The sequence below is a fragment of the Haemophilus paraphrohaemolyticus genome, assembly GCF_002015045.1.
Taxonomy (GTDB): domain Bacteria; phylum Pseudomonadota; class Gammaproteobacteria; order Enterobacterales; family Pasteurellaceae; genus Haemophilus_A; species Haemophilus_A paraphrohaemolyticus.
Map to the genome: position 1 here is coordinate 25,604 of NZ_MUXX01000002.1, position 12,226 is coordinate 37,829.

Annotated in this window: 11 protein-coding genes and 1 pseudogene; 8 read left to right on the top strand and 4 right to left on the bottom strand. The window is 41.2% G+C overall.

What is annotated here, in order from left to right:
• Window positions 1-7 precede the first annotated feature (7 nt).
• From B0184_RS00520 to groL, 3 genes are all read left to right on the top strand, one after another.
• Window positions 8-829, top strand: a complete 822-nt coding sequence (locus B0184_RS00520) for a D-alanyl-D-alanine carboxypeptidase family protein (protein ID WP_005708416.1) — start codon at window positions 8-10, stop codon at window positions 827-829.
• Between the two features lie 114 nt (window positions 830-943).
• Window positions 944-1,234 (top strand): co-chaperone GroES, encoded by a 291-nt coding sequence (locus tag B0184_RS00525; protein ID WP_005706053.1) that lies wholly within the window; start codon window positions 944-946, stop codon window positions 1,232-1,234.
• A 19-nt stretch (window positions 1,235-1,253) separates the two neighbouring features.
• The gene (gene groL, locus B0184_RS00530) at window positions 1,254-2,897 is read left to right on the top strand and encodes a chaperonin GroEL (RefSeq protein WP_005708561.1); all 1,644 of its coding nucleotides are present in this window, start codon (window positions 1,254-1,256) and stop codon (window positions 2,895-2,897) included.
• A 67-nt stretch (window positions 2,898-2,964) separates the two neighbouring features.
• Here groL and B0184_RS00535 read toward each other — a convergent pair whose 3' ends face one another.
• The 3 genes from B0184_RS00535 to djlA are packed head-to-tail and all read right to left on the bottom strand — an operon-like array spanning window position 2,965 to window position 5,889.
• Complete coding sequence (locus B0184_RS00535) at window positions 2,965-4,029, bottom strand: YcjF family protein (RefSeq protein WP_005708555.1); 1,065 nt, start codon at window positions 4,027-4,029, stop codon at window positions 2,965-2,967.
• A gap of 1 nt (window position 4,030) precedes the next feature.
• Entirely contained in the window at window positions 4,031-4,984 is a 954-nt protein-coding gene (gene dusC, locus B0184_RS00540; protein ID WP_005708567.1) for a tRNA dihydrouridine(16) synthase DusC, read from the bottom strand.
• 41 nt (window positions 4,985-5,025) lie between these two features.
• The gene (djlA, locus tag B0184_RS00545; RefSeq protein ID WP_005708427.1) at window positions 5,026-5,889 is read right to left on the bottom strand and encodes a co-chaperone DjlA; all 864 of its coding nucleotides are present in this window, start codon (window positions 5,887-5,889) and stop codon (window positions 5,026-5,028) included.
• 320 nt (window positions 5,890-6,209) lie between these two features.
• Here djlA and metK point away from each other — a divergent pair, with 320 nt between their 5' ends.
• On the top strand, window positions 6,210-7,355 hold the full coding sequence (gene metK, locus B0184_RS00550) for a methionine adenosyltransferase (RefSeq protein WP_005708579.1): 1,146 nt from the start codon (window positions 6,210-6,212) through the stop codon (window positions 7,353-7,355).
• A 71-nt stretch (window positions 7,356-7,426) separates the two neighbouring features.
• Here metK and B0184_RS00555 read toward each other — a convergent pair.
• A pseudogene (locus B0184_RS00555) lies at window positions 7,427-7,921 on the bottom strand (OmpW/AlkL family protein); the annotation flags it as partial.
• Window positions 7,922-8,153: 232 nt separating this feature from the next.
• Here B0184_RS00555 and clpB point away from each other — a divergent pair.
• From clpB to B0184_RS00575, 4 genes are all read left to right on the top strand, one after another.
• Window positions 8,154-10,727 carry an ATP-dependent chaperone ClpB gene (gene clpB / locus B0184_RS00560; RefSeq protein WP_005708611.1) on the top strand — a complete coding sequence of 858 codons (2,574 nt, stop codon included), beginning with the start codon at window positions 8,154-8,156 and terminating at the stop codon, window positions 10,725-10,727.
• A 105-nt stretch (window positions 10,728-10,832) separates the two neighbouring features.
• Entirely contained in the window at window positions 10,833-11,435 is a 603-nt protein-coding gene (gene rdgB, locus B0184_RS00565; RefSeq protein ID WP_005708505.1) for an RdgB/HAM1 family non-canonical purine NTP pyrophosphatase, read from the top strand.
• Window positions 11,432-11,752 (top strand): YbjQ family protein, encoded by a 321-nt coding sequence (locus B0184_RS00570; protein WP_005705916.1) that lies wholly within the window; start codon window positions 11,432-11,434, stop codon window positions 11,750-11,752. The genes rdgB and B0184_RS00570 overlap by 4 nt, the downstream gene beginning before the upstream one ends.
• A 5-nt stretch (window positions 11,753-11,757) precedes the next feature.
• A complete protein-coding gene (locus tag B0184_RS00575; RefSeq protein WP_039851250.1) occupies window positions 11,758-12,213 on the top strand; it encodes a YcgN family cysteine cluster protein in 456 nt (151 codons plus the stop codon).
• The last annotated feature ends 13 nt before the right edge of the window (window positions 12,214-12,226 follow it).

Here is a 12,226-nt window from a genome sequence, read left to right on the forward strand (position 1 = left end):
TCACATTATGTTTAAAAAAATTCTGCTTTCCTGTTTAGCTATGCCAAGTATCGCATTGGCACAATCTTACGTTGTCTATGATTTTACTCACGATCGCGTGCTTGAAAGTCGCGATCCTCATTCTGCTCAACCCATTGCGTCTGTCACTAAATTGATGACGGCAAATATCTTTTTAGAAAATAATAAACAGAAAAACTGTATAGCATCTATTACGCACGACGATGTGGATACCATTAAAGGCACGAACACAAAACTGCCAAGAAATACACCAATTTCGTGTGATGAATTATTAAAAGCGATGATTGTGCACTCTGATAATTATGCCGCTCACGCTCTTTCTCGCTCAGCAGGAATAAGCCGTGCTCAGTTCATTCAAAAAATGAATGAAAAGGCTCGTCAATTAGGTATGACAGCAACCCACTTTAGTGATAGCTCTGGTTTATCAAGTAGTAACGTGTCTAGTGCGATGGATTTGGTGAAATTGGCGAAATACTCGTTGAAAAAGCCTGAATTACAAAAATTATCGAATGAAAGAGCAACGCTTGTGCAAGTGGGCAATCGCCGTGTATTTATGCAAAATACCAGTGCATTAGTGCGAGAAGAGATTTTCGATGCAGCATTGAATAAAACAGGATATATTCGTGAGTCGGGTTACAACTTGGTGTTTGTAAATAAACATCGTTGTGGTAATAATGCGACCATTGGCGTAATTAGTTTGAATAATCGTAGTTCTGCCAAGCGGTCAAATTTTACGAAAACTAAGCTAGAACAATATGGTTGTGCGAGTTTGGCTCACAATCATCATTTTTCAGATAATGATGATTCATAATCTATGTACTAATTTTTTTATTTTTGCCCTTGAAAATGCCGAGTATAGCTCCATTTAATTGGGCGTAACGCCAAAAGGCGTAAATTGTTTAATTTTTAACAGAGGATTTGAAATATGGCTCTTCGTCCATTACACGATAAAGTAATTTTAAAACGTGAAGAAGTAGAAACAAAATCAGCAGGCGGTATCGTTTTAACTGGTTCTGCAGCAACCAAATCTACCCGTGGTAAAGTAATTGCTGTGGGAACAGGTCGTTTATTAGAAAATGGCAATGTTCAGCCTTTAGCGGTAAAAGTTGGCGATGTAGTGATCTTCAACGAAGGTTATGGCGTAAAATCAGAAAAAATTGATGGCGAAGAAGTGTTAATTCTTTCTGAAAACGATATTTTGGCGATTGTAGAATAATTAAAAAAGGAATATAAAAATGGCAGCAAAAGACGTTAAATTTGGTAACGATGCACGCGTAAAAATGTTAAAAGGAGTGAACGTATTAGCAGACGCAGTCAAAGTAACTTTAGGCCCTAAAGGTCGTAACGTTGTTTTAGATAAAGCTTATGGTGCACCAACCATCACTAAAGATGGTGTTTCAGTAGCACGTGAAATCGAATTAGAAGATAAATTCGAGAACATGGGTGCTCAAATGGTAAAAGAAGTCGCCTCTAAAGCAAACGATGCAGCGGGTGACGGTACAACAACCGCAACAGTGCTTGCTCAAGCTATCGTAAACGAAGGCTTGAAAGCAGTTGCAGCGGGAATGAACCCAATGGATTTAAAACGCGGTATCGATAAAGCAGTTGCAGCAGTGGTAACCGAATTAAAAGCGATTTCAAAACCTTGCGAAACCGCAAAAGAGATTGAGCAAGTGGGTACAATTTCTGCAAACTCTGATGCAACCGTAGGTCAATTAATTGCTCAAGCAATGGAAAAAGTGGGCAAAGAAGGCGTAATTACCGTTGAAGATGGCACAGGTTTAGATGATGCGTTAGATGTAGTGGAAGGTATGCAATTTGACCGCGGTTACTTATCACCATATTTTATCAACAAGCCTGAAGCAGGTACCGTTGAATTAGATAGCCCATACATCTTATTAGTAGATAAAAAAATCACAAACATCCGCGAAATTTTACCTGTGTTAGAAGCGGTTGCGAAAGCAGGCAAACCATTGTTAATCATTGCTGAAGATATCGAAGGCGAAGCGTTAGCGACTTTAGTTGTGAACACAATGCGTGGTATCGTGAAAGTAGCAGCGGTTAAAGCACCTGGTTTCGGTGATCGTCGTAAAGCAATGTTACAAGATATTGCAATTTTAACTGCAGGTACTGTGATTTCAGAAGAAATCGGTATGGAGCTTGAAAAAGCGACATTAGAAGAACTTGGTCAAGCAAAACGCGTAGTAATAACCAAAGACAATACAACCATCATTGATGGCGTGGGCGATGAAACACAAATCAAAGCACGTGTTGCACAAATTCGCCAACAAATCGAAGATTCAACTTCAGATTACGATAAAGAAAAACTTCAAGAGCGTGTTGCTAAATTAGCAGGCGGTGTGGCAGTGATCAAAGTTGGTGCGGCAACTGAAGTTGAGATGAAAGAGAAAAAAGACCGTGTGGATGATGCGCTTCACGCAACCCGTGCAGCGGTAGAAGAAGGTATTGTACCAGGGGGCGGTGTGGCATTAGTTCGTGCAGCAAGCAAAGTAGCTGAAGAATTAAAAGGCGACAACGAAGAACAAAACGTTGGTATTCGTTTAGCATTACGTGCAATGGAAGCACCACTTCGTCAAATCGTGACTAACGCAGGCGAAGAAGCATCAGTCGTTGCTCGTAACGTGAAAGATGGCAAAGGTAACTTCGGTTATAACGCAGGCACTGAACAATATGGCGATATGCTAGAAATGGGTATTTTAGACCCAACAAAAGTAACACGTTCAGCATTACAATTCGCTGCATCAATCGCAGGCTTGATGATTACCACTGAATGTATGGTGACCGATCTTCCAAAAGATGAAAAAGCTGACCTAGCTGCTGGAATGGGCGGCATGGGAGGCATGGGTGGAATGATGTAATTCTCCCTATTTCTTAAAGCAACACCCGAGTGAAAACTCGGGTGTTTTTTAGGAATGGCAAACAAAATCACTGCTCTACTTTTTCTTTAGTATTTTTCACAAATACCTCTTTCTGCTCCGAATTCACCAACGACAAATAAATCTCCTTACTCATCGCTTTTAAGCTCGGTTTTTCGTGAGGTTGGAACATCATAGGGCGACAAAATTCCATTGCTTTAATACCTAATCGGGCGGTTAAAATCCCTACGCCTAAGCCTTGGATGACTTGCCCAAAGAGTTTACGTAGCACATTATGCGACAACATGCCTGCAACAAGTTCTGTTGTGCCTGCAAAGGCCATATTCTTTATCACCATTTTGAACAAGTGCAAACGGCTGAAATAGCCTAATTCCATCCCATAAATACAGGTAATTTTGTTGATTAATGCAAAATTTCGCCATGCAACCATCAACACGTCAGCAATAGCGACAGGGCTTAATGCTACAATCACTGCATTATCTCGGGCATGTTTGGCAATCAGCTTTTGAGCTTGTTTATCCATCGGCGAAAGCACAGTTTGGCTAAACATCGTCATCACTTGTTCTGAATTGTGATATTCGTTGATTTGCGATAACCACTGTTTTTGGCTTTGTTCAAGTTGCGGTGTTATTTGCATTTGCTCAAGTAATTGTCTGCAAAAGATCTGCGATTTTTCACCGCTTGTCGTCGGTAATTCGGCTCGATATTGCTCCGCCTCTTGTTGCATAAGTTCGTGCTGTCTGAGTTTGCGTAGTTTTCGCCACTCTTGGAAAATGGTTCCCACGCCTGTTAAGCTGATTAATAAAAAGGCAACCGCAAAGAAAAGCGTAATCCATTGTTGATCCGTAATAGCATTTACAATCCATTGCACGCCTTGGGCAAGCAAGGCAATACAAAATAACATGAGAGAGGTCATTATCAGGCGGATGCGAAAACGTGAAGGTTTGAAATCTTCTTCAAAAAGCAAATCACCTTCCACTTCGCGATTCTCTTCCAAGTTCTGATAGGCGTTTAAATCTTCTTCCAACACATCCTTTTCGCTAAACTCTTGCTTCGCTTGGTAACGTTCTCGAGGTTCGATAATATCTTCTTCGCTAAAAATCTGTTTTTGCATTTTACGCTCCTTTTTCGACCGCTTGCTCAATATGCTTTTTCAAGCCCTCATATCCGTGTTCGGTTTTCAAAATTTGGAACAGCTGCATTGCTTCTGGGTACTCTTTATCCAAATAATGCAGCCACTGTTTGATGCGTGCCACGTGGTAAAAGCCAGAATCGTGCTCATTTTCCATTTGTACATATTGATAAAGCAGTTGCAGCACTTCTGCCCACGGCATTTTGGCTTGATTGAATTTCACCACTCGGCTTAAATTTGGGGTATTCAAGGCTCCGCGACCAATCATTAAACGGCTGCAAGCGGTGATTTCTTGGCATTGTTTTGCAGAGACATAATCCCAAATTTCGCCATTGGCAATCACAGGAATGCTCAACCGCTTTTGAATATCACCAATCGCTTGCCAGTTTATCCGCTCGGCACGGTAGCCGTCCATTTTGGTTCGACCGTGTACGGTAATTTCATTCGCACCACCTTGTGCTACCGCATCGGCAATTTCAAAACATTGTTCGGCACTATCCCAACCTAAACGTACTTTTACCGAGACGGTTTGCTCTTTTGGCACAGCTGCTCGAATGGCTTTGGTCGCTTGATAGATCAACTCAGGCGTTTTTAATAATGCAGCTCCGCCTTGGCTGCCATTTACCGTTTTGGACGGACAACCACAGTTGAGATCAACTCCGTGCGAACCCAATTCAATCGCTAGCATTGCATTTTCTGCTAACCATTCTGGATATTGCCCCAATAGCTGCACGCGGACAGGCGTGTCCGAAGCGGTTAAGCCTTGATTGTGCAATTCAGGGCAGACGCGATAAAAAGTTTTGCGAGGCAGTTTTTGATCAACCACGCGGACAAATTCAGAAATACAAATATCGTAATCGTTCACTGCGGTTAAAAGCTGACGAACAAAGGGATCTAATACGCCCTGCATTGGGGCTAAAATCACTTGAGGTATCATACAAAAAAGAACGGATAACCCATGTTATCCATTATAAACTCCTATTTCCAACCTTTTTGTTTGCAAATCAGATCGTAAGCGGCTTGAATTTGTTGGGTTTTTTCTTTGGCTAATTCCATCATCTCATCTGGCAAGCCTTTTGCCGCTAATTTGTCTGGATGGTTTTCATTCATCAGCTTGCGATAAGCACGTTTGACGGTGTTTTGGTCATCATCGGCTGTTACGCCCAACACCTTATAAGCAGCGTCAATACTTGGTTGGCTACTCTGCTGATAGCTGCCCGAATAACCACCTTGAGAATAACTACCTTGTTGATGCGAATAATAACCTTGTTGGAAACCGCCACGGCTGAATTGCTGTGCCGCCATAATCATGCCAAGCATTTGCTCAAATTGCATGCGGCTCATGCCCATCGCTTCAGCAATGGTAAACAACACTTGTTGTTCTTGTGCGTCTAATTCGCCATCTTGAATCGCTGCGGTAATTTGCACTTGAATAAAGAAACGCAATAAATCTTGGCGTCTTGCACAAGCCTCACGAAATTCACGAATTACATTACGAAGCGGGAAATCTGCCTCTTTACCCAAGGTAAATGCCTTTTGAGCCTCTTGCTGGGTCTTGGCATCTAAATTCAGATGAGCCATTAAATTACATGCATTTTGAATATCCTCTTCGGTGACACGCCCTTTCGCTTTGGCTAAATGGCCAAGCACTGCAAAAGTGGTCAGTGTAAATAGCGTTTGGCGAGTTAAGTTTTTGCCAAAAATGGAAGAACGTACGCTACCTAGTTCATAGAGTTTTTTATCTGCTAAATGCCCTAAAAATGCACCGAAAATCCCGCCGAATAATCCGTGAAAAATTTGATAACCTAGAAAGAAACCGATGATCTTTCCAATATATTGCATAGCTTATTTCCTTATTTTATTGTATTAAATTTTTTGCTTAATAAGGGCGTTTTGAGGAAAAACAACCTTTATCACGTAATATGACCACAAAATCCGAGATTTTCTCAGAAATTGATGGATTAAGATGTAAACTCTAGCATATTTAGCCTCGCATTCATATTTAAAAAAGCATTGCCTTAGATGCTCAAAAAATGTATTATAGACGTCTAGACGGAAAAACGGCTAACTTATTTTAAGTATAAGCGGTCAGATTCAGCAAAATTTTTGCAAATTTAACCACTTGTGTACTTTCCACTTTATAACACGAAATAAGGACAAATATGGCTATCAATTTATTTACTTCAGAGTCTGTTTCTGAAGGTCACCCAGATAAAATCGCAGACCAAATTTCAGACGCAGTATTAGACGAAATTTTAAAACAAGACCCGAAAGCACGCGTGGCGTGTGAAACCTATGTTAAAACAGGTATGGCATTAGTAGGCGGTGAAATCACTACTTCAGCTTGGGTAGATATTGAAAACTTAACTCGCCAAGTGATTGCAGACATCGGTTACAACCATTCAGATATGGGATTTGACGCACACTCTTGTGCGGTATTAAATGCGATTGGTAAACAATCTCCAGACATTAATCAAGGTGTAGACCGTGCTGATCCGCTAGAACAAGGTGCAGGCGACCAAGGAATTATGTTCGGTTATGCAACCAATGAAACCGATGTGTTAATGCCAGCGCCAATCACTTACGCTCACCGTTTAATGGAACAACAGGCGAAAGTGCGTAAATCAGGTAAATTAGACTGGTTACGCCCAGATGCAAAAAGCCAATTAACCTTCATTTATGAAGACAATCAAATTAAAGGTATTGATGCGGTCGTGCTTTCAACCCAACATGCTGAGTCTGTGTCACAAAAAGAAGTGTATGAAGGTGTAATGGAAGAGATCATTAAACCAATCCTACCAAGTGAATGGTTAAGCCAAAACACCAAATACTTTATCAACCCAACAGGTCGTTTTGTGATTGGCGGACCAATGGGTGACTGTGGCTTAACAGGCCGTAAAATTATCGTCGATACCTACGGCGGTGCAGCACGTCACGGTGGCGGTGCGTTTTCTGGTAAAGATCCATCAAAAGTAGACCGCTCTGCAGCCTATGCAGCACGTTATGTGGCAAAAAATATTGTAGCAGCAGGCTTAGCAGATCGTTGTGAAATCCAACTTTCTTATGCAATCGGTGTGGCTGAACCAACCTCAATCATGGTAGAAACCTTCGGTACGGGTAAAGTAAGCAATGAAGTGTTAGTACGTTTAATCCGCGAAAACTTCGACTTACGCCCTTATGGTTTAATCAAAATGTTAGATTTGATCCGCCCAATCTACCGCGAAACAGCCGCTTACGGCCACTTCGGTCGTTCACACTTCCCTTGGGAACAAACTGATAAAGCGGAAGCGTTAAGAGCGAGTCTCTAATTTTTGAATCTTCAATAAAAAATCCCACAGCTGTGGGATTTTTTGTTTTTATAGAAATTGTTTTATAAGTTTTAGAATTTCACCGCAAAACCAGCGAAGTAAACCACTGGGTCAAGTTTTAATTTTACTTCGTGATCTAAACCAAGAGCTTTAAAGTTTGCTGTTGTTTTGATGTGTGTATACCATGCAGCGGCATTGAAGTAGATATTTTTGGTTAATTTTACATCCACACCTAAGTTTGCCACAGGGCCAAATGAATGTTTTTTCACTTGTAAATCAGTTACTGCTGAGTGAGTAGATTTAGCGTGGTAGAAACGAGTATAGTTAAAACCTGCCCCCACATAAGGGCGAGCTGCTGAATCCGCATTAAAGAAATAGTATTGAGCATATAAGCTTGGCGGTAATTGTTTTACAATCGCTACACGGCCTAAATCTAAACCTAATGCTGGTACATTCCCTTGAATTTTATGTGATAATGGGGTTGCTGCTAATAATGCCCCACCTAACATAAGTGCTAATGCTGTTTTTTCATTATAAAGTCCCTTCTGGTTATTTGTTTTTATCTTAGCTTATACCCCTTAAGGGGTGGTGTTTTACAGTTTAATTATTTCAAAACAAAATTTCTTGATAACAATCAATTTTTTAATATTTGCTAGCATAAAAAGAAAATAAATGCAAAAAAATGTGCTCTAGTTCACATTTTTCTCTTGAAATTCATTTGTCAAGCTCCATTTAGTGTAGTGCTAAAGTTTCACGCTAATGTGAAACGGGTACAAATTCAAAGAAAGAGGAAAGAATATGAACTTTGAAAAATTCACAACAAAATTACAAGAAGCCTTAGCCGAAGCTCAGTCTTTAGCCGTCGGCAAAGATAACGGATACATTGAACCTGCTCATTTACTTTACGCATTATTAAAACAAGCTGATGGTTCAATCGCTCCACTTTTTACCGCATTAAACGTGCAACCAAAACAGTTAGAAAGTGAATTATCCGCAATTTTAGACCGCTTACCACAAGTTCAAGGTGGCACAACACAACTTTCGCAACAAACTATTCGTTTATTAAATCAAGCAGATAAATTATCGCAACAATTCGGCGATAGCTTTATTTCATCTGAATTGTTCGTACTTGCCGCCATCGATGATAATAGCGATTTAGGCAAATTATTGAAAAAATTTGGCTTAACAAAAGAAAAAATTACACAAGCAATTAGCCAAATTCGTGGAGGAGAAACCGTGAATAATCAAAACGCAGAAGAAACCAGACAAGCATTACAAAAATATACTATTGACTTAACCGAACGTGCCAAAGCAGGCAAATTAGACCCTGTGATTGGTCGTGATGAAGAGATCCGCCGTGCAGTGCAAGTACTACAACGCCGTACTAAAAATAACCCTGTGTTGATTGGGGAACCAGGGGTGGGTAAAACTGCGATTGTAGAAGGTTTAGCACAACGTATCGTAAACGGTGAAGTGCCTGAAGGATTGAAAAACAAACGTGTTCTTTCCCTTGATATGGGAGCATTGATTGCAGGGGCAAAATATCGTGGTGAGTTTGAAGAACGTTTAAAAGCGGTCTTAAATGAGTTAGCAAAAGAAGAAGGGCAGGTAATCCTCTTTATTGATGAAATTCACACAATGGTTGGAGCAGGTAAAACCGATGGTGCGATGGATGCGGGTAACTTATTAAAACCTTCACTTGCACGCGGTGAATTGCACTGTGTTGGGGCAACAACCTTAGACGAATATCGCCAATATATTGAAAAAGACGCAGCATTAGAACGTCGTTTCCAAAAAGTATTAGTTGATGAACCAAGTGTTGAAGATACGATTGCAATTTTGCGTGGTTTAAAAGAGCGTTATGAAATCCATCACCACGTTCAAATTACCGACCCAGCAATTGTAGCGGCAGCTGTGCTTTCACACCGTTATATCAGCGACCGTCAATTGCCAGATAAAGCCATCGACTTAATTGATGAAGCGGCTTCAAGCCTTCGTATGGAAATTGATTCTAAACCAGAACCGCTAGATAAATTGGAGCGCCGTATTATTCAATTAAAATTGGAACGCCAAGCGTTACAAAAAGAAGAAGATGAAGCTAGCCGTCAACGTCTTGCAAAACTTGATGAAGAATTGGCTGCAAAAGAACGTGAATACTCTGAATTAGAAGAAATCTGGAAAGCAGAAAAATCTGCATTACTGGGTACACAGCACATTAAAACTGAATTAGAAAACGCACGTATTGCAATGGATCAAGCTCGCCGTGAAAATAACTTTGAGAAAATGTCCGAGTTACAATATGGTAAAATCCCTGCGCTTGAAAAACAATTGCAAGAAGCGGTCAAACGTGAAGAAGAAGGGGGCGAAAATCACTTACTTCGCACTAAAGTCACTGATGAAGAAATCGCAGAAGTGCTTTCTAAAGCAACAGGCATTCCTGTTTCAAAAATGATGGAAGGCGAGAAAGAAAAACTCTTGCGTATGGAAGAAGTTTTACATAGCCGTGTAATTGGACAAAATGAAGCGGTAGAAGCAGTAGCAAATGCGATTCGTCGTAGCCGTGCTGGTTTATCAGACCCGAACAAACCGATTGGTTCATTCTTATTCTTAGGACCGACAGGGGTTGGTAAAACAGAACTTTGCAAAACCTTAGCGAATTTCTTGTTCGACGATCCTGATGCAATGGTGCGTATTGATATGTCCGAATTTATGGAAAAACACAGCGTGTCTCGCTTAGTAGGTGCACCTCCAGGTTATGTTGGCTATGAAGAAGGTGGTTATTTAACCGAAGCCGTTCGTCGTCGCCCATACTCTGTTGTGTTATTAGACGAAGTGGAAAAAGCCCACCCAGAGGTGTTCAACATCTTACTACAAGTGTTAGATGATGGACGATTAACCGATGGTCAAGGCAGAACCGTAGATTTCCGCAATACCGTGGTGATTATGACCTCAAACTTAGGCTCACATCTCATTCAAGAAATGCCAGAGGCAACCTATGGCGAATTGAAAGAAGTGGTGATGTCGGTGGTAAGCCAACACTTCCGCCCAGAGTTCATTAACCGTATTGATGAAACTGTTGTGTTCCATTCACTCGGTCAAGAACACATTCGTTCAATCGCACGTATTCAATTAGAACGCTTGATTAAACGTATGGCAGAGCGTGGCTATGAAGTAACCATCACCGATGCAGCCATCAACCACATCGGCAAAGCAGGTTTCGATCCATTGTTCGGTGCACGCCCACTTAAACGTGCTATCCAACAAGAGCTTGAAAACCCACTTGCACAACAAATCCTTGGCGGTAAATTATTACCAAGCCTCCCTGTTGTGGTGAATTACCAAGATGAAAAATTGGTAATTGAAAATCAATAGAAAGAAAGGGCGTAATATCTATTACGCCAATTTCTCCTACGCTTTTGATTATTTTTATTTAGAGATATAATTCAAATTATCTAATAGTTATTGATGAGAATAAAAATGCAAAAAACAAAAGCCGTCCTTGCTACAAGCAATCAAGGCAAAGTAAAAGAGATGGCAGATGTGTTAGCTCAATTCGGTTTTGAGGTGGTGGCACAATCTGAATTTGGTATTCAAAGCCCCGAAGAAACGGGCTTAACTTTCGTTGAAAATGCGTTATTAAAAGCGCGTTATGCGGCAAAAATTACAGGCTTGCCTGCTATTGCCGACGATTCTGGCTTATCGGTGAAAGCCTTAAACGGCGCACCAGGTTTATATTCTGCACGTTATGCGGGCGCAGAAGGGAACGACGAATCGAATCGTCAAAAATTGTTGCGAGAAATGGCATCCGTACCTGCCGAAGCGCGCCAAGCTAAATTTGTCAGCTGCATCGTCTTTTTAGCGCACGAAACCGACCCAACCCCGAAAATCGCGATTGGCGAATGTTTTGGTGACATCTTAACCGAAGAACGCGGTACAAACGGCTTTGGTTATGATTCGCTCTTTTTCTATCCACCGAAAAATTGTAGCTTTGCGGAATTAGAAACAGCAGAGAAGAAAAAAATCTCGCATCGTGCTATTGCACTGGCTCAATTAAAAGCACAATTTGAGGCTACAAAATGATCATCACAACAACGCCAACGATTGAAGGCAAACGCATTAAAGAATATAAAGGTTTAGTGTTTGGCGAAGTGGTTTCTGGTGCGAATTTTATTCGTGATTTCTTCGCTAGCATTACCGATGTGATTGGCGGGCGTTCTGGTGTTTATGAAAGCAAACTGAACAAATCGCGCCAAGAGGCTTTGGATGAGTTAGCCGAAGAAGCACGTAAGGTGGGGGCAAATGCCGTGGTGGGGGTCTCGCTTGAATATCAATCTATGGGCGGCGATAAGAGTATGTTTATCGTGGTTGCAACAGGCACGGCGGTTGTCGCGGAATAGGGGGGATTTTGCAAAAAAATACCGAAATTGAACCGCTTTTCTGGCAGAAAAAGTCGCTACTTGAAATGAACGATGCTGAGTGGGAAGCTTTGTGCGATGGCTGTGGAAAATGTTGTTATCGTAAATATATTCAAGGGCGAGGTAAGCGTGAACGCCTTTATTATACCCGTGTGGCGTGTAATCTTTTAGATGTGAATACGGGGCGTTGTATGCACTATGCTGATCGTTTTAAGCGAGAACCAGATTGTACTAAACTGACCAAGAAAAATCTGCCCGATTTTGGCTGGCTACCGAAAACCTGTGCTTATCGTTTGCTTTATGAAGGGAAGTCTCTGTTTGATTGGCATCCGCTGATTTCTCACGATCCTGAATCAGTAAGAAAAGCGAATGTGCTCATTCCTAACGGCATCCACGAAAAAGAGGTGATTGATTGGTTTGAGTTCGTGATTGATGAGGTTTAACAGAATGCAATTG

Excerpts from the sequence above, each read along its gene's own strand:
- B0184_RS00525 (WP_005706053.1), top strand. The coding sequence starts at position 944 with ATGGCTCTTCGTCCATTACACGATAAAGTAATTTTAAAACGTGAAGAA.
- groL (WP_005708561.1), top strand. The coding sequence starts at position 1,254 with ATGGCAGCAAAAGACGTTAAATTTGGTAACGATGCACGCGTAAAAATG.
- B0184_RS00520 (WP_005708416.1), top strand. The coding sequence starts at position 8 with ATGTTTAAAAAAATTCTGCTTTCCTGTTTAGCTATGCCAAGTATCGCA.
- B0184_RS00570 (WP_005705916.1), top strand. The coding sequence starts at position 11,432 with ATGATCATCACAACAACGCCAACGATTGAAGGCAAACGCATTAAAGAA.
- dusC (WP_005708567.1), bottom strand. The coding sequence starts at position 4,984 with ATGATACCTCAAGTGATTTTAGCCCCAATGCAGGGCGTATTAGATCCC.
- rdgB (WP_005708505.1), top strand. The coding sequence starts at position 10,833 with ATGCAAAAAACAAAAGCCGTCCTTGCTACAAGCAATCAAGGCAAAGTA.
- metK (WP_005708579.1), top strand. The coding sequence starts at position 6,210 with ATGGCTATCAATTTATTTACTTCAGAGTCTGTTTCTGAAGGTCACCCA.
- B0184_RS00535 (WP_005708555.1), bottom strand. The coding sequence starts at position 4,029 with ATGCAAAAACAGATTTTTAGCGAAGAAGATATTATCGAACCTCGAGAA.
- djlA (WP_005708427.1), bottom strand. The coding sequence starts at position 5,889 with ATGCAATATATTGGAAAGATCATCGGTTTCTTTCTAGGTTATCAAATT.
- clpB (WP_005708611.1), top strand. The coding sequence starts at position 8,154 with ATGAACTTTGAAAAATTCACAACAAAATTACAAGAAGCCTTAGCCGAA.